Annotated in this window: 22 protein-coding genes; 14 read left to right on the plus strand and 8 right to left on the minus strand. The window is 71.2% G+C overall.

Features of this window, described 5'->3' with window-relative positions; genetic code table 11:
- Positions 1 to 9: 9 nt before the first annotated feature.
- The 3 genes from LGI35_RS25575 to LGI35_RS25585 all read right to left on the minus strand — a co-directional run bounded on the left by LGI35_RS25575 (position 10) and on the right by LGI35_RS25585 (position 1,359).
- Positions 10 to 183, minus strand: a complete 174-nt coding sequence (locus LGI35_RS25575) for a hypothetical protein (protein ID WP_227296665.1) — start codon at positions 181 to 183, stop codon at positions 10 to 12.
- Positions 183 to 959, minus strand: coding sequence for an SDR family NAD(P)-dependent oxidoreductase (locus LGI35_RS25580; RefSeq protein ID WP_116511347.1), 777 nt, complete (start codon positions 957 to 959; stop codon positions 183 to 185). The genes LGI35_RS25575 and LGI35_RS25580 overlap by 1 nt, the downstream gene beginning before the upstream one ends.
- Positions 960 to 1,020: 61 nt before the next feature.
- Positions 1,021 to 1,359 carry a YnfA family protein gene (locus tag LGI35_RS25585; protein ID WP_227296666.1) on the minus strand — a complete coding sequence of 113 codons (339 nt, stop codon included), beginning with the start codon at positions 1,357 to 1,359 and terminating at the stop codon, positions 1,021 to 1,023.
- 320 nt (positions 1,360 to 1,679) lie between these two features.
- On the opposite strand from LGI35_RS25585, the gene LGI35_RS25590 reads away from it, so the two are divergent.
- Both LGI35_RS25590 and LGI35_RS25595 read left to right on the plus strand, forming a co-directional pair.
- The gene (locus LGI35_RS25590) at positions 1,680 to 2,027 is read left to right on the plus strand and encodes a hypothetical protein (protein WP_323182845.1); all 348 of its coding nucleotides are present in this window, start codon (positions 1,680 to 1,682) and stop codon (positions 2,025 to 2,027) included.
- Positions 2,028 to 2,098: 71 nt separating this feature from the next.
- Positions 2,099 to 2,530 carry a GNAT family N-acetyltransferase gene (locus LGI35_RS25595; protein ID WP_227296668.1) on the plus strand — a complete coding sequence of 144 codons (432 nt, stop codon included), beginning with the start codon at positions 2,099 to 2,101 and terminating at the stop codon, positions 2,528 to 2,530.
- Here the strand turns inward: LGI35_RS25595 and LGI35_RS25600 are convergent.
- Complete coding sequence (locus LGI35_RS25600) at positions 2,511 to 3,077, minus strand: GNAT family N-acetyltransferase (protein WP_227296669.1); 567 nt, start codon at positions 3,075 to 3,077, stop codon at positions 2,511 to 2,513. The two genes, LGI35_RS25595 and LGI35_RS25600, sit on opposite strands and share 20 nt — an antisense overlap.
- A 4-nt stretch (positions 3,078 to 3,081) precedes the next feature.
- Complete coding sequence (locus LGI35_RS25605; RefSeq protein WP_227296670.1) at positions 3,082 to 3,918, minus strand: helix-turn-helix domain-containing protein; 837 nt, start codon at positions 3,916 to 3,918, stop codon at positions 3,082 to 3,084.
- Between the two features lie 61 nt (positions 3,919 to 3,979).
- On the opposite strand from LGI35_RS25605, the gene LGI35_RS25610 reads away from it, so the two are divergent.
- The 3 genes from LGI35_RS25610 to LGI35_RS25620 all read left to right on the plus strand — a co-directional run bounded on the left by LGI35_RS25610 (position 3,980) and on the right by LGI35_RS25620 (position 6,395).
- Positions 3,980 to 4,606: a TIGR03086 family metal-binding protein gene (locus LGI35_RS25610; protein WP_227296671.1), complete on the plus strand. Its 627-nt coding sequence runs from the start codon at positions 3,980 to 3,982 to the stop codon at positions 4,604 to 4,606.
- An 80-nt stretch (positions 4,607 to 4,686) separates the two neighbouring features.
- Positions 4,687 to 5,796, plus strand: coding sequence for an LLM class flavin-dependent oxidoreductase (locus LGI35_RS25615; protein ID WP_227296672.1), 1,110 nt, complete (start codon positions 4,687 to 4,689; stop codon positions 5,794 to 5,796).
- Entirely contained in the window at positions 5,793 to 6,395 is a 603-nt protein-coding gene (locus tag LGI35_RS25620) for an FMN reductase (RefSeq protein ID WP_227296673.1), read from the plus strand. Before LGI35_RS25615 ends, LGI35_RS25620 begins: the two co-directional genes overlap by 4 nt.
- A gap of 22 nt (positions 6,396 to 6,417) precedes the next feature.
- Here the strand turns inward: LGI35_RS25620 and LGI35_RS25625 are convergent, their stop codons facing one another.
- Both LGI35_RS25625 and LGI35_RS25630 read right to left on the minus strand, forming a co-directional pair.
- A complete protein-coding gene (locus LGI35_RS25625) occupies positions 6,418 to 7,791 on the minus strand; it encodes a hypothetical protein (protein ID WP_227296674.1) in 1,374 nt (457 codons plus the stop codon).
- A 706-nt stretch (positions 7,792 to 8,497) separates the two neighbouring features.
- Entirely contained in the window at positions 8,498 to 9,772 is a 1,275-nt protein-coding gene (locus LGI35_RS25630) for a glycosyltransferase family 4 protein (RefSeq protein WP_227296675.1), read from the minus strand.
- Positions 9,773 to 9,982: 210 nt separating this feature from the next.
- On the opposite strand from LGI35_RS25630, the gene LGI35_RS25635 reads away from it, so the two are divergent.
- Positions 9,983 to 10,684 (plus strand): response regulator transcription factor, encoded by a 702-nt coding sequence (locus LGI35_RS25635; protein WP_227300502.1) that lies wholly within the window; start codon positions 9,983 to 9,985, stop codon positions 10,682 to 10,684.
- A gap of 2 nt (positions 10,685 to 10,686) precedes the next feature.
- Complete coding sequence (locus LGI35_RS25640) at positions 10,687 to 12,156, plus strand: sensor histidine kinase (RefSeq protein WP_227296676.1); 1,470 nt, start codon at positions 10,687 to 10,689, stop codon at positions 12,154 to 12,156.
- 36 nt (positions 12,157 to 12,192) lie between these two features.
- Here LGI35_RS25640 and LGI35_RS25645 read toward each other — a convergent pair whose 3' ends face one another.
- The gene (locus LGI35_RS25645) at positions 12,193 to 12,792 is read right to left on the minus strand and encodes a hypothetical protein (RefSeq protein ID WP_116511330.1); all 600 of its coding nucleotides are present in this window, start codon (positions 12,790 to 12,792) and stop codon (positions 12,193 to 12,195) included.
- A gap of 284 nt (positions 12,793 to 13,076) precedes the next feature.
- On the opposite strand from LGI35_RS25645, the gene hemL reads away from it, so the two are divergent.
- From hemL to ccsB, 7 genes are all read left to right on the plus strand, one after another.
- Complete coding sequence (hemL, locus tag LGI35_RS25650; RefSeq protein WP_227296677.1) at positions 13,077 to 14,441, plus strand: glutamate-1-semialdehyde 2,1-aminomutase; 1,365 nt, start codon at positions 13,077 to 13,079, stop codon at positions 14,439 to 14,441.
- The gene (locus LGI35_RS25655) at positions 14,438 to 15,133 is read left to right on the plus strand and encodes a histidine phosphatase family protein (protein ID WP_100597987.1); all 696 of its coding nucleotides are present in this window, start codon (positions 14,438 to 14,440) and stop codon (positions 15,131 to 15,133) included. Before hemL ends, LGI35_RS25655 begins: the two co-directional genes overlap by 4 nt.
- 153 nt (positions 15,134 to 15,286) lie before the next feature.
- Positions 15,287 to 16,528: a polysaccharide deacetylase family protein gene (locus LGI35_RS25660; RefSeq protein WP_227296678.1), complete on the plus strand. Its 1,242-nt coding sequence runs from the start codon at positions 15,287 to 15,289 to the stop codon at positions 16,526 to 16,528.
- 99 nt (positions 16,529 to 16,627) lie between these two features.
- The gene (locus tag LGI35_RS25665) at positions 16,628 to 17,248 is read left to right on the plus strand and encodes a TlpA family protein disulfide reductase (RefSeq protein ID WP_227296679.1); all 621 of its coding nucleotides are present in this window, start codon (positions 16,628 to 16,630) and stop codon (positions 17,246 to 17,248) included.
- Between the two features lie 6 nt (positions 17,249 to 17,254).
- Positions 17,255 to 18,031, plus strand: coding sequence for a cytochrome c biogenesis CcdA family protein (locus LGI35_RS25670; protein WP_100597990.1), 777 nt, complete (start codon positions 17,255 to 17,257; stop codon positions 18,029 to 18,031).
- Positions 18,032 to 18,034: 3 nt separating this feature from the next.
- Positions 18,035 to 19,735 (plus strand): cytochrome c biogenesis protein ResB, encoded by a 1,701-nt coding sequence (gene resB, locus LGI35_RS25675; RefSeq protein ID WP_227296680.1) that lies wholly within the window; start codon positions 18,035 to 18,037, stop codon positions 19,733 to 19,735.
- Positions 19,732 to 20,823, plus strand: a complete 1,092-nt coding sequence (gene ccsB, locus LGI35_RS25680; protein ID WP_227296681.1) for a c-type cytochrome biogenesis protein CcsB — start codon at positions 19,732 to 19,734, stop codon at positions 20,821 to 20,823. Before resB ends, ccsB begins: the two co-directional genes overlap by 4 nt.
- Positions 20,824 to 20,932 lie beyond the last annotated feature (109 nt).

The raw sequence follows: 20,932 nt of genomic DNA on the forward strand, positions 1-20,932 counted from the left end.
GACACTCCGCTACTTCGCGTGGGTGACCGCGTAGATCATGACCAGGGCCACCAGGTGGATGCCGAAGAGGAAGTAGGCCAGGTACCACCACATGTGGCGCTCGCCGCGTTTCTCCTCCTCGCGGCGGCGCTCGTCCGCCTCACGCTCCAGGATCTCGAGCGGGTCGGGAGGTTCCGGGGGCATCACAGCTCCCTGTGGACCTTGGTGTTGGAGGCCTGGGCGCGGGGGCGGACGACGAGCAGGTCGATGTTCACGTGGCTGGGGCGGGTGACCGCCCAGGTGATGGTGTCGGCCACGTCGTCCGCCGAGAGCGGCTCGGCGACGCCCGCGTAGACCTTCTCGGCCTTCTCGGTGTCGCCGCCGAAGCGGGTCAGGGCGAACTCCTCGGTCTTGACCATGCCGGGCGCGACCTCGATGACGCGGACCGGGGTGCCGACGATCTCCAGGCGCAGGGTCTCGGCGAGGACGTGCTCGGCGTGCTTGGCCGCCACGTAGCCGGCGCCGCCCTCGTACGTGCCGTGCCCGGCCGTGGAGGAGAGGACGACGACCGTGCCGTCGCCGCTCGCGGTGAGCGCGGGGAGCAGGGCCTGGGTGACGTTCAGCGTGCCGATGACGTTCGTCTCGTACATCTGGCGCCACTCGGCGGGGTCGCCCGTCGCCACGGGGTCCGCGCCGAGCGCGCCGCCCGCGTTGTTCACGAGGACGCCGATGGTCTTGAAGGCGGTGGCGAACTCGTCGACCGCGGCACGGTCCGTGATGTCGAGCGCGTAGGCCGCCGCCTGGTGGCCCGCGTCGTTGATCTCGGCGGCCAGCGTCTCGATCCGGTCCTTGCGGCGCGCGGTGAGCACGACCCGGTAACCGGCCGCTGCCAGCTGTCGTGCGGTGGCTGCGCCGATTCCGCTGCTCGCGCCGGTGATGACGGCGATGCGGGAGGCGGCTGCGGGCGCGGCGGCGGTCATGGCTTGCTCCTCGGACGTGCGATCGACTCCCGCCAGGATAGGCAGGCGGCGCGCGGTGGTGTCACCGGCCGCCGCGGGGCGCGTACATGATCACGGCCATGCCGGCCAGGCAGATGAGGGCTCCGGTGACGTCCCAGCGGTCGGGCCGGTAGCCGTCCGCGACCATGCCCCAGGCGATCGAGCCCGCGACGAAGACGCCTCCGTACGCGGCGAGGATGCGGCCGAACTCGCCGTCGGGCTGGAGCGTGGCCACGAACCCGTAGACGCCGAGGGCGATGACGCCCGCGCCGATCCACGCCCATCCCCTGTGTTCGCGCACGCCCTGCCAGACGAGCCAGGCGCCGCCGATCTCGAAGAGGGCGGCGAGGACGAAGAGGAGCGCTGAGCGGGCGACAAGCATGCGGGACAGGCTGCCATGCGGGTCCTGTGCGGCCGTCGCACCGTCACCTGTTGGACGGCGCCTGCGGAGCGGGATGCGTGGGATACATCAGGAGACCCGCCTGGCGTGACCGGTGATTCGTGGTCGGTGATCTGTGGCGGAGGACGAGAGGCGGAAAGAACATGCTGGTGAGGCAGGGTGTGGGGCGTGTGGTTGGGCGTGGGGTCGGGGTTGTCGGGCTGAGTGCCGCCGCGGTGCTGGGGGCTGGTCCCGCCGTTGCCGACGGGCCCCGGCCGCGGCCCGTTCCTGAGGTCGATCTGGCGTATCACGGGCAGGTCGCCATGTCCGGGGGCCGGGTGGAGACCCGGCTGATCCCGCAGAACCACGGTCCGTCGTCGGTGGCGGACGCCACGCTGCGGCTGCGCTGGTCGGCGCCGGTCACGGACACACGGGGGCTGCCGCCGATGTGTGTGCGGGCGGGCGCGCAGACGGTCCTGTGCCGGACCGGCGCGCTGCCGGCGGACAGCCGGGGCAGGCGGATCCGGGTGTCGGCGCGGCTGGCCGGGGCGCCTTCGGAGGTGACGGTGCGGATCGACACGATGTGGAGCGCGGGCACCGTGGACCACAATCCGCAGAACAGCACGCCCAAGGTGCTGGCCCTGGACACCGGGGACGTCTACTACTTCTGACTCCGGTGAGCCGGGCGGCTTCTTCCGGGACGGGGGTGTGCGGCCCCGGGCGGGGCTCCTATCGTTCGGGCATGAAGATCACTGACATGGAGCCCGGCGATCCACGCCTCGGCGCCGAGGTCCTGCCCGTGCTCCAGGAGCTGCGCCCGCACCTGACCGGCGAGCTGTTCTCCGAGGTGTACGCGCAGGGGTACCCGCAAGGGCTGCGGTTCACGGCCGCGTACACCGACGACGGGTCGTGCGCGGGCGTCGCGGGGTGGCGCGTGGTCGCCAACACGAGCGCGCTGCGCAAGCTGTACGTCGACGACCTGGTGACCGCCGAGCGGGCCCGGTCGGGCGGCGTGGGCCGCGCGCTGCTCACGTACCTGGAGGAGCGGGCGCGGGAACTGGGCTGCCGCACGCTCCAGTTGGACTCGGGGACGCGCCGGACGGACGCGCACCGCTTCTATCTGCGGGAGCGCATGGACATCACGGCGTTCCACTTCACGAAGAAGCTCGGCTGAGGGTCCGCAGGTCGAGGTGCCAGTCGTGGCAGCGGATCGCGCGGCCCTTCGGGTACTCGAAGTCGCAGGGGCCGCGCAGGGTGAAGCCGGCGCTGCGGCAGACGCCGTTCGACGCGGAGTGGTCGACGGCCGGGAACGCGTGCAGATGGCGCAGGCGCGCCCGGTCGGCGGCCGCGTGCGCGGCGACGAGGCGGGCGGCCGCGGCGGCGATGCCGCGGCCCTGGTAGCCGGGGAGGACGCCCCAGCCGGTCTCCCAGATCCGTTCGCCCTGCCACGGTGTCGCCCAGTAGCCGATGGAGCCGGCCGCGGGGGCGTCGGGTCCCGCGGTGATGCGGAACATCCGGCCGTGCCCGTCGAGCGTGGACAGGGCGAGGTAGCGGCGGTGCCGGTCCATGAGCTGGTCGAGGGTCTCGGGGCCGCCGAGGTGGGCCGTCATCTCGGGCGCGTTGTTCTTGAGCAGGAGGTCGAAGTCGGCGTCCGCCCAGGGCACGAGGCCTATGTGCGTCATCTTTTCCGCGGCCGTCCTGTGTCCGGTGCTGTGCGTCATCGGTTCATCGGTTCCTCGGTGCGTAGGCCGTCGGCGGCACGCCCACGGTCGCGGTGAAATCTCTGACGAGGTGGGCCTGGTCGGCGTATCCGAGGTCGGCCGCGAGAGCGGACCAGTCGACGGCGGCGTCCGAGTCGGCGCGTTCCAGCGCCTGGTGGATGCGGTGGCGCAGGATGATCCACTTCGGTCCGACGCCGACGTAGGCGGAGAAGAGGCGTTGCAGGGCCCGTACGGAGAGGCCCTGTGCGGCCGCGAACTCGCCGACGCGGTGCACGGTGGTGTCGGTGCGGATGCGGTCGACGAGGTCCATGGCGAGGTCGGCCTGCGGGTCGGCGGCGGCGGCGCGGGCGAGCAGGAAGGCGTCGAGCGCGGCCACGCGCGCGTGCTCGTCGTCGGGGCCGGTGACCGCTCGCGCGATGTCGGGCGGGGCGCCGGTGAACACGTCGCCCATGGGCAGTTCCTGGCCGGTCCAGTGGATGACCGGTACGTCAGGGGCGTAGGGCCGGAAGCCTCCGCTGCGGAACTTCACCCCGCACACCCGGCCGCGGCCGGTCAGCTTCTTGGTGAACAGGCCGAGCGCGACGCCGGTGACCACGCCGACGGGCGGTCCGCCGGGGCCTTCGGCGCCGCCCTCGTCGTCGTAGCGCTCGAAGGTCAGGTTGACCGAGGGGTGCGGGACGATGTGGGACGCGTAGGGCTCGGAGAGGTCCCAGTCGATGAACCAGTAGTTCTCGACGTAGTGGCGCAGCGGCTCGGCGGGCTCGTGGCGGCGGAACCGTACGCGGGTCAGGAGCTCGTTCGGGTCGACGATGCCGCGGGTGCCACGGCTGGGTGCGGCCATGGCCGGATCGTATGTCGCCTTTCTTCAAGACGGGCGGGGTTCGGGCTCGTAGCTTGGCCCCATGAATGACATCCATGGGGACAACGGGAGACTCGGGAACCCGCGCGGCATCGGCGATCTTCTGGACGTGGCCGTGGAGCGGGCCGTCCCGGTCGTCCGCGCGCTGCCCGACGGCTGTCTCGAAGCGGCGACGCCGTGCGCGGAATTCGATGTGAAGGCCCTGGTCAACCACCTCTTCCAGGTGATGGAGCAGTTCCAGCGGCTGGCCGCGAAGCAGGACTCCGATTTCACGGAGACCGCGGACCGGGTGGCCGAGGGGCCCGACTGGCGTGAGCGGTTCGGCGAGGAGGCCCGCAAGCTGGTGGCGGCATGGTCGGCGCCGGGTGCCGAGGAGGGGACGACCGGCGCGATGAACATGCCGGCGGCCACGGTCGGCTCCATGGTCCTGCTCGATCTGACCGTGCACATCTGGGACCTGGCGCGGGCGACGGGGCAGGAGTACGTGCCCGAGGGGGAGGCGCTCGCCGTCGTGGAGCGGCTGGCCGGGACCGTCGCGGAGCTGGCGCCGACGGCTCGGTCGATGGGGGTGTTCGGGGAGGCGGTGCCGGAGCCCGCGGGGGCGTCGGCGTTCGAGCGGCTGCTCGCGGCGACCGGGCGGGATCCGCGGTGGGCGGCGCCGGTGAGCTGAGCACCCCCGAGGAATAGAGGCGGGGCCGTCACCGTTCGAGGGTATAGTTGAATCGTCAACAACCTCGGAGGGTGAGAGCAATGCAGTTCGGGATCTTCAGCGTCGGTGACGTCACGGCCGATCCGACGACGGGCCGTACGCCGAGTGAGCACGAGCGCATCAAGGCCATGCTCGCCATCGCCCTGAAGGCGGAGGAGGTCGGGCTCGACGTCTTCGCCACCGGCGAGCACCACAACCCGCCCTTCGTGCCCTCGTCGCCGACCACGATGCTCGGCTACATCGCCGCCCGCACCGAGAACCTGATCCTCTCCACCTCCACGACGCTGATCACCACGAACGACCCGGTGAAGATCGCCGAGGACTTCGCGATGCTCCAGCACGTCGCGGACGGCCGCGTCGACCTGATGATGGGCCGCGGCAACACCGGCCCCGTCTACCCCTGGTTCGGCAAGGACATCCGCGAGGGCATCAACCTCGCCGTCGAGAACTACGCCCTGCTGCGCCGCCTGTGGGACGAGGACGTCGTGACGTGGGAGGGCAAGTTCCGTACGCCGCTGCAGTCCTTCACCTCGACGCCGCGCCCGCTCGACGGGGTCGCGCCCTTCGTGTGGCACGGCTCGATCCGCTCGCCCGAGATCGCCGAGCAGGCCGCGTTCTACGGTGACGGGTTCTTCCACAACAACATCTTCTGGCCGATGGAGCACACCAAGCAGATGGTGAACCTCTACCGCCGGCGCTTCGCCCACTACGGGCACGGCGCCCCGGAGCAGGCCATCGTCGGTCTCGGCGGCCAGGTGTTCATGCGCAAGAACTCGCAGGACGCGGTGCGGGAGTTCCGCCCGTACTTCGACAACGCGCCCGTCTACGGACACGGCCCCTCCCTGGAGGACTTCACCTCGCAGACCCCGCTGACCGTGGGATCCCCGCAGCAGGTGATCGAGCGCACCCTCGGCTTCCGGGAGCACGTCGGTGACTACCAGCGCCAGCTGTTCCTGATGGACCACGCCGGTCTGCCGCTGAAGACCGTCCTGGAGCAGCTCGACATCCTCGGCGAGGAGGTCGTGCCGGTGCTGCGCAAGGAGTTCGCGAACAGCCGCCCGGCGAACGTGCCGGACGCGCCGACGCACGCGTCGCGCGTCGCCGAGGCAGAGCTGAGGACCCAGCAGGAGAAGGAGGTGCCGACCGTATGAAGCTCGTCGTCGTGTCGGCGGGGCTGAGCGCCCCGTCGTCGAGCAGGATCCTCGCCGACCGGCTCACGCAGGCGGTGACCTCGCAGGTCGCGGGCGCCGACGTGGACGTGACCGTCGTCGAACTGCGTGACCTCGCCGTCGAGACGGCGCACAACCTGGTCACCGGGTTCCCCGGGCCCGCCCTCAGGGAGGCGCTCGACGCGGTGGCCGGGGCGGACGGCCTGATCGCCGTGTCGCCGGTGTTCTCGGCCTCGTACAGCGGTCTGTTCAAGTCCTTCTTCGACGTGCTCGACAAGGACGCGCTCACCGGGAAGCCGGTGCTCGTCGGGGCGACCGGCGGCACGCCGCGGCACTCGCTCGTCCTGGAGCACGCGATGCGTCCGCTGTTCGCGTACCTGCGGGCCGTGGTCGTGCCGACCGCCGTGTACGCGGCGTCGCAGGACTGGGGAGCGGAGGGTCTCGAGCAGCGCGTCGAACGGGCGGGCGGCGAGCTCGCCCGGCTCATGACCGGGCTCGCGGCGGCCCGCCCGGCGCCGGTGGAGTGGGGCGACGACGTCATCCCCTTCGAGCGGCAGCTCGCCGCGCTGCGGGCGGAGTAGGGGTCGTCCGTCGGGTTACAGGTTACGGGCCCTGCGGGCCGGCCGGCGCGAGCCAGGCCGTCCAGCCGCGGGTGTGGTGCAGGGGGTACGGCGTCCAGTCGCGCGCATAGTGCGGTGGGCGCTGTCCCTTTGCCGTGAGGAGAGCGGTCGGCACCTTCGCGGCGCGGTCGAGGATGCCCGAGACGGTCGTCGAGAGGTTGTTGCCGTCCACCTGCGCGGAGGCGCAGCCCGCGTCGTAGGCGATGGGGAGGGCGCGCGGGCCCGAGACCAGGCAGGGCGGCCGCAGGCCCAGGGCGCGCAGGTCGTCGGCGGCGGCGCGGTAGCGCTCGTTCGTGAAGGCGGCGGACTCGGTGACCCGGGTCAGGACAGTGGCCTGCGAGACGAGCTGCGCCGCGATGAGCAGTCCCGCGAGGACGAGGGCGCGGCGCGAGTTCAGGCGCGTGACCAGGCCCGCGACCGGCAGCGCGAGGAGCGCGTAGGCCGGGAGCAGGAAGCGCGGGGCCGAGTAGTCGATCATGAGCAGATACGGCACGGAGAGCGCGGCGGCGACGGCCACGGGGAGCGCGGTCGGCAGGAGCCGGCGCTCGCGCAGGGCGCAGGCGAGCGCGGCCGCGGCGAGCAGGGGCAGGGCCAGCCACCACAGGGTGAGGCCGGGGGAGTCCACGGTCGCGGTGCACGGGCGGCACAGCAGGGGGCCGTTGAGGCTGGACCAGGCGTAGTCGAAGTTGAGGTGCAGGCCCATGTCGCCCTCGGTGGCGCTCGACACGTGCAGCCGGTTTCGCACGGAGCCGAAGCGGACGTACGCCTCGGCGACCCACTGGGCGAGGCCGACCGTGAGCCCGCCGACCAGGTAGGGCAGGGTGCGGCGGTGGCGGAACAGGGCCGTGGCGATCAGGGGCAGTGCGAGCCAGACGGCGTCCGGGGCGCGGAACAGGGCGGTCACGGCGACACAGCCCGCGAGCCACCAGCCGGCGCGGGGGTCGCGCCTGGTCACCGCGCGCAGGAACCAGCCGGTGGCGGCGACCGCTCCGAACGCGACCCGGAGGTTGGGCATGGCCTGGGGCCCGGAGATCTGGGTGATCCACAGCCCCGCGAACAGCAGCGCGGCGAGGGCGGTGGCGCGGGCCCCGACGACGGGACGCCACACGCGGAACGCGGCGTACAGGGCGGCCGACGCGAGCAGCGTGAGCCCGATGCGCAGGACGAGCACGGACGGGGTGGCCGCGATGAACGGCGCTGTCAGGAAGCTGATGCCGCGGGAGCGCGGCGCGCTGAAGAAGGCGGCGGGGACACGCGGGTCGTACTGCGACACGTACACGGTCTCGTCCCACCCGAGCGCGTGCGCAAGAGGCGGCACGACGAGCACGAACTGAGCGAGCGCGTAGGCGAGGGCCACGAGGGCGAGCCACGGGGTGGCGCGAGGGCGCCTTCCGGGGGCACCGGATGTGGCACCGGGGGCGGGGGTGGTGATGGCTGGGCGGCTGGGGGTGGGGCCGGTGTGGCGGCGGGGGGTGGTGGTGACGGCTGCGGCGTCGAATCCCGGGCGGGTGGGCGCGGCCTCCGGCTGACCTGTCTCGGGCTGACCCGTCTCCGGCTGACCCGTCTCCGGTCGGCCCGTCTTCGGCTGGCCCGTCTCCGGTCGGGTGGTGGACGCTGTCGGGTCCGTGTCCGGGCGGGCGGTGGCTGTCGGGCCGGGGGGCTGGGCGAGATGCCGCCGAGGTGTCGGGCGACCTGGCGTGGGAGGGCGCCCGGCCCACCTCTGTGCCGTGGTTCCGGTCTCCGGTCGGGCAGTGGTGGCTGCCGTACCCGGCTTGGCGTCGGGCGGGGACACGGATGGCTCGCGCTCGGACAGGGACGGTCCGGGCCCGGATACGGACGGTCCGGGTCCGGACGCGGCTGCGGCTGCGGACGGTCCGGGCCTCGGGTGGGGGTCGGGCCGGGGGGCGGGTCGCCGCCGGTTCTGATCGGCCCGCCTTCCCCGGCCCTCGGTGGCCCGGTCCCGCTTGGCTCCGGGGGCCTTGGGGCCTTGCGGGCGGGCCGGTTCTGGGGTGGGGGTGCCGAGGTGTGCGTCGTTGGTCGTCATGTGCCTTCCCGCTCGTGCTTCACGTGGGGCGTGGGTCCGAGCGGGCACCGCGCGCGGGCGCGGTCCGGGCCGGGCCGCGGGTCGAACGGGCCTTGCGCCGCGCCCAGGCGGCCGCCCGGTGGCGCAGCCGCTGCCACGAACGCAGGCGCCGTGTCTCACGGAGTTCGGCGAACAGGAGCTCGTAGCGGGCGACGATCGGATCGGGGTCGTAGCGGCGGGCCGATTCGAACGCGGCGCGGGCCATGGAGTGCCGCTGCGGCGCGTCCTGGATGAGGTCGACCACGGCCTCGGCGAGGGCGCGCGCGTCCCCGACCGGTACGAGCCGGCCGTCGACGCCGTCCGTGATGATCTCGGCGGGGCCGAGCGGCGCGTCGGTGCTGACCGCCGGAACCCCGCACCGCATGGCCTCGACGAGCGTCATCCCGAAGGACTCCGCGTCGGAGGCGGACACCACGATCGAGGCCTTGGCGAACTCCGGCTCGATGGGGGAGCGCGCCCCCATCAGATGGGCGCGCCCGGTCAGTCCGAGCCCGGCGATGCGATCGCGCAGCTTCGCCTCCTCGGGCCCGCCGCCGTAGATCCGCAGCTGCCACTCGGGTTCCTGCGCGGCGACGGCCGCGAAGGCCTCCAGGAGCAGGTCGAAGCGCTTGCCCGGCGCGAGACGCCCGGCGCTCGCAATGATCTTGGAAGTTCCCTCGGACGGGTTACAGGGCGCCTCCGGCACGATGTTCGGGACCGACAGGACCCGGACGCCCGGCAGGGTCATGCGTGCCCGGTACACCTCGGCGTCCGCCGCGGTCATGGTGACGACGGCGTCCAGGGAGCGGTAGTGGCGGGCGAGCACCGCCCGGAGCTTCTTGCTGTGGGCGTCGTGGCGCAGGTGCTCCTGCCCGATACGCAGCGCGGTGCGCGGTCCGTGCATCGCCAGATAGACGTTGATGCCGGGGCGCGTACCGATCACGACGTCAGCGTCGCAGCGCTCCAGGTACTCACGCACGCGCAGATCGTGCAGACGGGTGTACTGCTTGTGGCGCTTCTCTGCGGCGGGAAAGTCCTGCGCGGGTTCCCCGTACGCCGTGTACCGCGTGTCGACGCCACCGATGCGCGTGTCGACGAGCGGGACCAGTGAGAGGGCGGGGTCGACCGTGAAGCGTGGCACCTCGCGGTGCCGCGACATCGAGACGATCTCCACCTCGTGGCCGCCGCACCCGGCGAGCGCCGCGGCGAGGTTGAGCGTGGTCCGTACGGTCCCGCCGATCGCGTACGCGTTGTGCAACAGGAACACGATCTTCATGGACAGCCCTCCCGGCGGGCCCTGTGCCCGCTACATACGTCGGCAGCCTGGTCCAGGGAGGTAAGCCGCCGTTCGCGCACGGGTGAGAGGCGGGTAAGAAGGCGTCCGGCGGGCCCCTGGTCAGGGGGTACGTCCCCGGGCACGGGGGGCACACTGGAACGCGTGTCCCCAACCGCTGCGTCCGCCACGCCCCGCGCCGCGTCCCCGACCGTGCTGCTCGCCGAGGACGACCGTGCCATCCGTCATGCCCTGGAGCGGGCCCTGACCCTGGAGGGCTACGAGGTCACGGCCGTCGCCGACGGGGTGGAGGCGATCGCCCAGGCCCACCGCAGCGCGCCCGACATCCTCGTCCTGGACGTGATGATGCCGGGCATCGACGGCCTCCAGGTGTGCCGGGTGCTGCGCGCCGAGGGCGACCGCACGCCGATCCTGATGCTGACGGCGCTCGTCGAGACGCCCGACCGGATCGCGGGCCTGGACGCGGGCGCGGACGACTACGTCGTGAAGCCGTTCGACGTGGACGAGGTCTTCGCCCGGCTCCGTGCCCTGCTGCGCCGCACCAACGGCGCGGGCTCGGGCGACGGGCGCGACCCGGCACCGACCGGGCCGGACGGCCAGGTCGCCGCGGCCGACCTCCGGATGGACCCCCAGGCGAGGCGGGCCTGGCGCGGTGAGCGCGAACTGGAACTCACCCGCACCGAGTTCGACCTCTTGGAGCTCCTCGTGCGCAACGCGGGCATCGTCCTCGACCACGCCACGATCTACGACCGCATCTGGGGCTACGACTTCGGCCCCGGGTCGAAGAACCTCGCCGTCTACGTCGGCTATCTGCGCCGCAAGGTCGACGAGTCCGGCGCGCCCTCCCTGATCCACACCGTGCGCGGGGTCGGCTACGTGCTGCGGGAGGACTGAGGATGCCGCGCCGCCGCCTGCGCGCGTTCCTGCACGGGAGGCCGCGCGCCCGGTCCCTGCGGACCACGTTCGCCGTGTCGTTCGCGGCCGTGGCGGCGGCCGTCACCGTCCTGGTCGGCCTCCTCTCCTACGACGCCGCGGCGCGCCTCGTCCGCGTCGACCAGCAGGCCGTGTTCGACGAGGTCGTCACCGACCTGCGGCAGCAGGTGAAGGCGGCCGAGCTCACCCCGTACGACTTCGCGTCGGGGGACCCGGACCACGACGGGCCGCGCGACGACCTGATCAGGCCGGCCCGGACGGATGTCCAGGTCCTCGGGCCGGGCGGCCGGATCGTCGACCGCGGCAGCCCGCAGCTGCCGGTGAACGCGGCCGACCGGCGCACCGCCGACGAGGCGCACGCCGGTGTGACGGAGGAGGCCGACGGGGCGGAGACGGGCGGGTCGCGGCGCGATGTGGAGATCGGCGGGGACGAGTACCGGTTGACGGCCGTGTCGCTGGGCGGCGGGCGCGGCGCGGTCCAGGTCGCGCAGGAGTTCAGCGACACGGAGGACCTGCTGCGTGAACTCCAGCAGCGCACGGGCCTGTTGGCCGGTTCCGTGATCATCGCGGCGGGTCTCGTCGGCTGGTGGCTGGCGCGCCGGATCACGGGGCGTCTGGTCAGGCTGGCCGAGGCGGCGGAGGACGTGGCGGGCACCGGGCACCTCGATGTGCGGGTGCCGGTCACCGGCGGCGACGAGGTGGGCAGCCTGGGGCGCTCCTTCGACCGGATGCTGGGGCGGCTCGCGCGCTCCATGGAGGACCAGCGCCGCCTGGTGCAGGACGCCGGCCATGAACTGCGTACGCCGCTCACCTCGCTGCGTACGAACATCTCGCTGCTGCGCCGTATCGAGGACCTGCCGCCCGCCGCCCGCGAGGAGCTGATCGCCGACCTGGCGCAGGAGTCGCGTGAACTGACCGATCTGGTGAACGAGTTGGTGGAGCTGGCCGCGGGCAAGGAGGACGACGAGCCGGTCGTCGAGGTGGCGCTCGCCGAGACGGCCGAGGACACGGCGGTCCTCGCGCGCCGCCGCACGGGCCGCACGGTCACGGTGCGTTCGCGGGGCGACACGGTGATCCTGGGCCGCCCGGCCTCGCTCCAGAGGGCGGTGTCGAACCTGGTGGAGAACGCCGCCAAGTTCGACAGCGACGGGACCGAGCCGATCGAGATCGTGGTCACGGGCGGCCTCCCGGACGGTGTGCGCGTCACGGTGCTCGACCGGGGGCCCGGCGTCGCGGCCTCGGACCTGGACCGGGTCTTCGATCGCTTCTACCGCGCGCCGGCCGCCCGCAGCCTGCCCGGATCCGGGCTCGGCCTGTCGATCGTCCAGGAGGTGGCGGCGGCCCACGGGGGCGTGCCGTTCGCGAAGGGGCGTGACGGCGGGGGAGCGGCGATCGGGTTCACGGTGCGGGGGGTGCCGGAGGAGCGGGACTGAGGCCGGCGGGCCGGCACGGTTGGTCAGGGGTGAGGGTCAGGGCCAGACGAGGCAGTAGGCCTGGTGTCCCGCGTCGTGCAGCCGGTGGCTGAAGTCCTGCCATTCGTGCAGAAGTTGGTACACGTTGAACGCGTCGCGCGGGCCGCCGCGGTCCGGGACCGTCGACCAGATGAACGCCGCGGCGCCCACGGCCTCCTCGCCGACCCCGCGCAGCGGGTCGACGACCGTCATGGGCAGCTTCACGACCGCGTAGTCGGGGTGCAGGACGACCAGTTCCAGCGGGGGGACCTTGTGCAGAGGTATGCCCTCTATGCCGGTGAGGACCATCGCGGCCATCGTCTCCGGCTTGATCTTGGTGAACATGCCGCCCATGCCGAGCTCGTCACCGCCGAGCTCCTCGGGGCGCATCGAGATGGGGACACGGGCCGCCGTGGCGCCGTCGGGCGCGCCGAAGTATTTGTACGTCACCCCCACCCGGCCACCATTCCTGCTCCCGGTCCCGCCCAGTGCCTGCCCGGCGTCCGCTTCGTCCGCCGGTGCCGCTGCCGCCTCCGCGTCGCGCCGGTGCTTTCCCCGCCGGGCACGCCGGGGGCCCAGATCGTCGGTCCCCTCGCCCAGTCCGCCACCGCGATGCATATCTCCACCCGACTGCTTTTCCAGGGCGCCTCGCCCCTTTTCTAGGCCGCGCGGCCACCACCGCGCAACCCGATCATCGTGTCAGTGACCTCCCCCACGGTCACTCGCCGAAACGTCCGGTGGAAACACCTGCGCGGGCCGGGGAGCGAACCCCGAGCCGGCGTGCAGCGTGAACGGTCCGCGAGCGGCCCATCCCCTGGGAGTTTAGGTAGTCGGTTCCCGCCGTGGCCAGAGAAGCAGGGGATGAGCCGGGCTCCGCGGACCCTGCCCGTACGCTGAGAGGCATGGCAGAGGCGAACAACATCCCCGGGTCCGCGGCGCCGCCGTCGGGCGCGACCGCACCGTACCCCTATGAAGCACCGGTCTCGCAGGGTCTCTTCGACCGCGCGGCCCTCGTGACGCCGGGCGGCGTGAACTCGCCCGTACGCGCGTTCCGTGCCGTGGGCGGTACGCCCCGGTTCATGGTGTCCGGTACCGGTCCGTACCTCACCGATGCCGACGGTCGCGAGTACGTCGACCTCGTCTGCTCCTGGGGGCCGATGATCCTCGGCCATTCCCGTCCCGAGGTCATCGCGGCCGTCCAGGACGCCGTCGCGCGCGGCACGTCCTTCGGTACGCCGGGTGAGGGCGAGGTCGCCCTGGCCGAGGAGATCGTCGCGCGGATCGCGCCGGTCGAGCAGGTGCGGCTGGTGTCCAGCGGGACCGAGGCGACCATGTCCGCGATCCGGCTCGCCCGCGGGTTCACCGGGCGCGCCAAGGTGATCAAGTTCGCCGGCTGCTACCACGGACACGTGGACGCGCTGCTCGCCGCCGCGGGTTCGGGTGTGGCGACCTTCGGGCTGCCGGACACCCCGGGTGTGACCGGTGCCCAGGCGGGCGACACCATCGTCGTCCCGTACAACGACCTCGACGCCGTGCGGGCCGCGTTCGCCGCGAACGAGGGCCAGGTCGCCTGTGTCATCACCGAGGCGTCGCCGGGCAACATGGGCGTCGTGCCGCCGCTCGACGGCTTCAACCAGGGCCTCGCGGACCTGTGCCGCGCGAACGGCGCGCTGTACATCTCCGACGAGGTCATGACCGGCTTCCGCACGTCGAAGGCCGGCTGGTACGGCGTCGACGGGGTGGCGCCCGACCTGATGACGTTCGGCAAGGTCATGGGCGGTGGCTTCCCGGCCGCCGCGTTCGGTGGCCGCGCGGACGTCATGGGGCACCTCGCCCCGGCGGGGCCCGTCTACCAGGCGGGCACGCTCTCCGGGAACCCGATCGCGACGGCGGCCGGTGTCGCGCAGCTGCGGCTGCTCGACGACGCCGCGTACGCGAAGATCGACGCGGTCTCCGAGGAGCTGCGCACCCTGGTGGGCGCCGCGCTCACCAAGGAGGGCGTCGCGCACCGCGTGCAGAGCGCCTCGAACATGTTCTCCGTGTTCTTCACGGAGAACGAGGTGCGCAACTACGAGGACGCGAAGGCGCAGGAGTCCTTCCGCTTCACCGCGTTCTTCCACTCGATGCTGGCGCAGGGCGTCTATCTGCCGCCGTCGGCCTTCGAGTCCTGGTTCGTCTCCACTGCCCATGACGAGCGGGCGGTCGAGCGCATCGCCGCCGCGCTCCCCGGTGCCGCGCGCGCGGCTGCGGAGGCCACGCAAGCATGACCACTGCCGGCAAGTCAGACCAGGACATCACCGTCGTCCACGTGATGCGGCACGGAGAGGTGCACAACCCGGAGGGGATCCTGTACGGGCGGCTGCCCGACTACCACCTCTCCGAGCTCGGCCGGCAGATGGCCGACCGGGTCGCCGAGCACCTGTCCTCGCGTGACGTGACCCATGTCGTGGCCTCGCCGCTGGACCGGGCGCAGGAGACGGCGACGCCGATCGCGAAGGCGCACGGGCTCGACCTGGCGACCGACGACCGGCTCATCGAGGCGGGCAACGTCTTCCAGGGCAAGACCTTCGGCGTCGGCGACGGCGCGCTGCGCAAGCCGGAGAACTGGAAGCACCTCGTCAACCCGTTCAAGCCGTCGTGGGGCGAGCCGTACGTCGAGCAGGTCGTGCGGATGATGGGCGCCCTCGACGCGGCGAAGGACGCGGCGCGGGGTCACGAGGCGGTGTGCGTCAGCCACCAGCTGCCGATCTGGATCGTGCGCAGCTTCGTGGAGAAGCGCCGGCTGTGGCACGACCCGCGCAAGCGGCAGTGCACGCTCGCCTCGCTCACGACGTTCACCTATCGCGGCGACAAGATCGTGTCCGTCGGCTACACGGAGCCCGCGCGCGATCTCGTGCCCGCCCATCTCCTCGCGGGCGCCAAGCCCGTGAAGGGGAAGGACAAGGCGTTCGGCGCGTAGCGCTTTCGGCACTCGGTACCCGGTGTGTTCGGCGCATGGCCGTCGGTATTTGCCCAACTTTGTTCTCCCTGCAGGAACCGCAGTGTTCGTCGCGCCCTCTAACGGGGTGCCCGTCTCGTACGGGAACGGGGCGCGACGAATGGGGACCAGGGAATGCCGGACATCACACGAAGGGGACTGATCGGGCTCGGAGCGGGTGCGGCGGCCGCCGCCCTCGCCGGGTGCGGTACCAGTAAGGGACAGGGCGGCGGGACGTCCGTGCCGCCGGGCGACAGGCCCGAGGGCGGCGCCGGCAAGCCCGACAAGCCCGCGGCCCGGCCGATCGGCGACGGCTCGACGTCGTACACCGGCAAGCAGCCGAACCAGCCGGGCAGGCCCGTTCCCCTCGAACCCGGCGAGCAGCCGCCGCAGTTCGTGATCTTTTCCTGGGACGGCGCGGGCGAGGTCGGCAACGGCCTCTTCCCGCGCTTCCTCGAACTGGCCGAGAACCACGGCGCCCACATGACGTTCTTCCTCTCCGGCCTCTATCTGCTGCCGGAGTCGAAGAAGCGGCTGTACCGTCCGCCGAACAACGGGGTCGGCGCCTCCGACATCGGCTACCTCACCGACGCCCACATCAAGGAGACGCTGAAGTACGTCCGCCAGGCCTGGCTGGAAGGCCATGAGATCGGCACGCACTTCAACGGCCACTTCTGCGCGGGCACCGGCACCGTCGCCAACTGGACCCCGGCGCAGTGGCGCAGCGAGATAGACCAGGCCAAGTCGTTCGTCAAGGAGTGGCGCACGAACACGGGCTGGCACGACCTGCCCTCGCTGCCCTTCGACTACGAGAAGGAGCTCGTCGGCGGCCGCACACCTTGCCTGCTCGGCCAGGACAACCTGCTGCCCACGGCCCGCGAACTCGGCTGGCGCTACGACGCCTCGTCGCCGGGCGGCCGGCAGCGCTGGCCCTCCAAGCGGGGCGGGGTGTGGGACCTGCCGCTCCAGGCCGTGCCGTTCCCCGGGCGCAGCTTCGAGGTCCTCTCGATGGACTACAACATGCTGGCCAACCAGTCGGTGAACACCACCAGGGCGCCCGCCTACAACTACCCGCGCTGGCGCAAGCAGTCGGCCGAGGCCTACATAGCCGGCTTCGACCGGGCATACGAGACGAACCGGGCGCCGTTCTTCATAGGCAACCACTTCGAGGAGTGGAACGGCGGCATCTATATGGACTCCGTCGAAGAGGCGCTCAAGCACATCGCCGGCAAGAAGGACGTACGCCTCGTCTCCTTCCGCCAGTTCGTCGACTGGCTGGACGTCCAGGATCCGAAGGTCCTCGACAAGCTGCGCTCGCTCGACGTCGGGGTGCGCCCCGACGGTGGCTGGAAGAGCTACCTCAAAGCCGCGGCGTGAGCATCGCGCCGCACCCTGAATGACCCCTCCTGAAATGGGGTTTTCCGTACGCAAGGGGGGTGCGGAAGATCCCCTAAACAGACATGCGAAACTTTTCACATGAGTGCCGACTGCCGCGTTTCCCCCCTCGCTGCATCCAAGCGCCGTACCGCCCTCCTCGCCGCGGGGGCCGCGGTCGCTGCGCTGACGCTCTCCGCATGCAGCTCCGGCGGAACGTCCGGCGGTGGCAACAACACCAACTTCGTGACGAACTCCGGCGGCATCTCCACCGTCGACAAGGGTGACCGGCACGACGCGCCGAAGCTGGACGGCAAGGATCTGGAGGGCAAGCCCCTCGACCTCGCCGACTACAAGGGCAAGGTCATCGTGCTGAACGTGTGGGGCTCCTGGTGCCCGCCGTGCCGCGCCGAGGCCAACTACTTCTCGGAGGTCGCGAACGAGACCAAGGGCAAGGATGTCCAGTTCATCGGCATCAACACCCGCGATCCGCAGACCGAACCGGCCCTCCAGTTCGAGAAGGACCACAACATCCCGTACCCGAGCTTCTACGACCCCTCGGGCAAGCTGATGCTGCGGTTCGAGAAGGGCACCCTCAACCCGCAGTCCATCCCGTCCACGCTCGTCATCGACCGCGACGGCAAGATCGCCGCCCGCTCGCTGCGCGCGCTCAGCGAGGACAAGCTGCGCAAGATGGTCGACCCCGTGATCGCGGAGAAGTGAGCGACGGTGCACGCCACGCTCACCGCTCTCGCCGCTGAAGGCGGAGTGAGCAACACCGTCGAGAGCGGTGCGCTCCTGCTCGCTCTGCCGATCGCCGTGCTCGGCGGTCTCCTCTCGTTCTTCTCGCCCTGCGTCCTGCCCCTCGTGCCCGGCTATCTGTCGTACGTGACGGGGGTCAGCGGCACCGACCTGGCCGACGCGCGGCGCGGGCGGATGGCCCTGGGCGCCGGACTCTTCGTCCTCGGCTTCACCGCCGTCTTCGTCTCCGGCGGGGCGCTCTTCGGCTACTTCGGCGAGACGCTCCAGGAGTACCAGGACACCCTCACCAAGATCCTGGGTGTCCTGATGGTCCTCATGGGGATCTTCTTCATGGGCATGATGCCCTGGCTCACCCAGCGCGAATTCCGCTTCCACAAGCGGCCGGTGACCGGGCTGATCGGCGCTCCGGTGCTCGGCGCCCTGTTCGGTATCGGCTGGACCCCCTGCATCGGCCCGACGCTCGCCTCCGTGACCGCTCTGTCGTTCAACGAGGCGAGCGCGGGGCGCGGGGCCATACTGACCGTTGCGTACTGCGCCGGGCTCGGTGTTCCTTTCGTGCTCGCCGCGGTCGCCTTCCGCAAGGCGCTCGGCGCCTTCGGCTGGGTCAAGAAGCACTACGCCTGGGTGATGCGGATCGGCGGCATCATGATGATCTTTACCGGAGTGCTGCTGCTCACAGGAGCCTGGGACACCCTCGTCCAGCAGATGCAGACCTGGTCCAACGGCTTCACGGTGGGAATCTGATCCATGAGCACGACTGAATCCGGCAAGACCAACGAGGTGAGCGGCGACGAGCTCGGCGCGGCCGGCTCGCACCTGTCCACCGCTCCGCAGGAGGACCGCGACCCGACCCTGCCCCGGCTGGGCGTGATCGGCTGGGTCCGCTGGTTCTGGCGGCAGCTCACCTCGATGCGCGTCGCGCTGATCCTGCTCTTCATGCTCTCGCTCGGGGCGATCCCCGGCTCGCTGATCCCGCAGTCCGGGGTCGACGAGATGAAGGTGCAGACGTTCAAGGACGCGCACACGACGGTCTCGCCGGTCTACGACAAGCTGGGCCTGTTCCACGTCTACAGCTCGGTGTGGTTCTCCGCGATCTACATCCTGCTGTTCATCTCCCTCATCGGCTGCATCGTCCCGCGCACCTGGCAGTTCGTCGGGCAGCTGCGCGGCCGGGCCCCCGGCGCCCCCAAGCGCTTCACGCATCTGCCCGCGTCCGCGACCTGGCGCACCGACGCAGAGCCGGAGCAGGTCCGCGCGGCGGCCCTCGAGATCCTCCGCAAGCGCCGCTTCCGCGCCCACATCGCCGGTGACGCCGTCGCCTCCGAGAAGGGCTATCTGCGCGAGGCCGGCAACCTGGTCTTCCACATCGCGCTGATCGTGATGCTGATCGCCTTCGCCTGGGGCCAGCTCTTCAAGTCCGAGGGCGGCAAGCTGATGGTCGAGGGCGACGGAGGCTTCTCCAACGCCCTGCCGATGTACGACGACTTCAAGTCGGGCAACCTCTTCAACTCCGACACCGACCTGACGCCGTTCAGCTTCCAGCTCGACAAGTTCGACGGGACGTACGAGCGCAACGGGCCGAACAAGGGGAGCCCGCGCGTCTACCGCGCCAACGTGACCTACAGCGTCGGCGCGACAGGCAAGGAGCAGAAGACCGCGATCCAGGTCAACGACCCCCTGGAGATCGACGGGACCAAGGTCTACCTCAACGGCCACGGCTACGCGCCCACCGTCACCGTCCGGGACGGCCGCGGCAAGATCGTCTCCCGGCAGGCCGTGCCGCTGCTGCCCATCGACTCGAACGTCACCTCCACCGGTGCCATCAAGATCATGGACGGCTACCGCGACAAGAACGGCAAGCGGGAACAGCTCGGCTTCAACGCCTTCTTCGTGCCGACCTTCGCGGGGTCCGGGAAGGGCAACATGTTCTCCCAGTTCCCCGCGCTCGACTACCCCGTCCTCGCACTGTCCGCGTACCACGGAAGCCTGGGTGTCGACTCCGGTATCCCGCAGAACGTGTACCAACTGGACACCTCCAAGATGAAGAAGTTCACGGACTCGAAGGGGGAGCTGCTCAAGACACGGCTGCGGCCCGGCGAGACCATGAAGCTTCCGAACGGTGCCGGGTCGATCACGTTCGACAAGGACATCAAGCAGTGGGCGAGCTTCCAGATCACCCACCAGCCCGGCGACGGCTGGGCCCTCGCCGGAGCGCTCGCCGCCATCGCGGGCCTCGCCGGCTCCCTGTTCATCCAGCGCCGCCGCGTCTGGGTCCGGGCGACCCCCGGAGCCGACGGAGTCACCGTCGTCGAGATGGGCGGTCTCGGCCGCAGTGAGTCCTCGAAGGTGGCCGAAGAACTCGGCGACCTGGCCGCACACCTCCACGAACAGGCGCCCAGCGCCGCCGATCCCCAACCTGCTGTTCCTGCCGAAGGGGCTGAGAAGTGAATCTCGCCGCCGCAACCAACGAGAATCTCGCGCACATCAGCAATGTGCTGATCTACTCGTCGATGGCCGTGTACCTCCTGGCCTTCTTCGCGCACATGGCCGAGTGGCTCTTCGGCAGCCGCAGCAAGGTCGGCCGCACCGCCGCCGCGCTGACGCAGAAGGCCACCGCGCAGGCCGCGGCCGGCTCCGTGAAGGTGCAGGTCAAGGAGAAGAACGGCGGCACCGCCGTCCTGGAGCGGCCCAGCGTCGTGACCCGCGCCGTCTCCGGCACGCGGGACGTACCCGACGGTCCCGGCGCCTCCGGCGGCGACGAGCAGGGTGACCTCTATGGCCGTATCGCGGTGTCCCTCACCGTGCTCGCGTTCCTCGTCGAGGCGAGTGGTGTTCTCACCCGCGCGCTCTCCGTGCAGCGCGCGCCGTGGGGCAACATGTACGAGTTCAACATCACCTTCTCCACCGTCGCCGTCGCTGTGTACCTCGGCCTCATGCTGGCGAAGAAGAACATCGGCTGGCTCGGCCTCCCGCTGGTCACCACGGTCCTCCTCGATCTCGGCCTCGCTGTCACCGTCTTGTACACCGCCAGCGACCAGTTGGTTCCCGCCCTTCACTCGTACTGGCTGTACATCCACGTCTCCACCGCGATCTTCTGCGGCGCGGTGTTCTACGTGGGCGCGGTCAGCACGCTGCTCTACCTCTTCCGCGACGCGTACGAGAACAAGCTGGCGAACGGCGGCAAGCCCGGGAAGTTCGCGACCTCCGTCCTGGAGCGCCTGCCCGCCGCGGCCTCGCTCGACAAGTTCTCCTACCGCGTGAACGCGGCCGTCTTCCCGCTGTGGACGTTCACGATCATCGCGGGCGCGATCTGGGCCGGCGACGCCTGGGGCCGCTACTGGGGCTGGGACCCCAAGGAGACCTGGTCGTTCATCACCTGGGTCGCCTACGCCTGCTACCTGCACGCCCGCGCGACCGCCGGATGGAAGGGCCGCAAGGCCGCCTACCTGGCCCTGATCGCGTTCGCCTGCTGGCTGTTCAACTACTACGGCGTGAACATCTTCGTGACCGGCAAGCACTCCTACGCCGGCGTCTGACACCGCGACAGCGACCGACGGCCGACCCCTTGTGATGCGAGTCACAAGGGGTCGGCCGTCGGCGTACGTACATACGGACGGGGAGGGTGACCGTGCGGGTCGGGGCGCG

Origin of the sequence: Streptomyces longhuiensis (assembly GCF_020616555.1) — a bacterium.
GTDB lineage: Bacteria > Actinomycetota > Actinomycetes > Streptomycetales > Streptomycetaceae > Streptomyces > Streptomyces longhuiensis.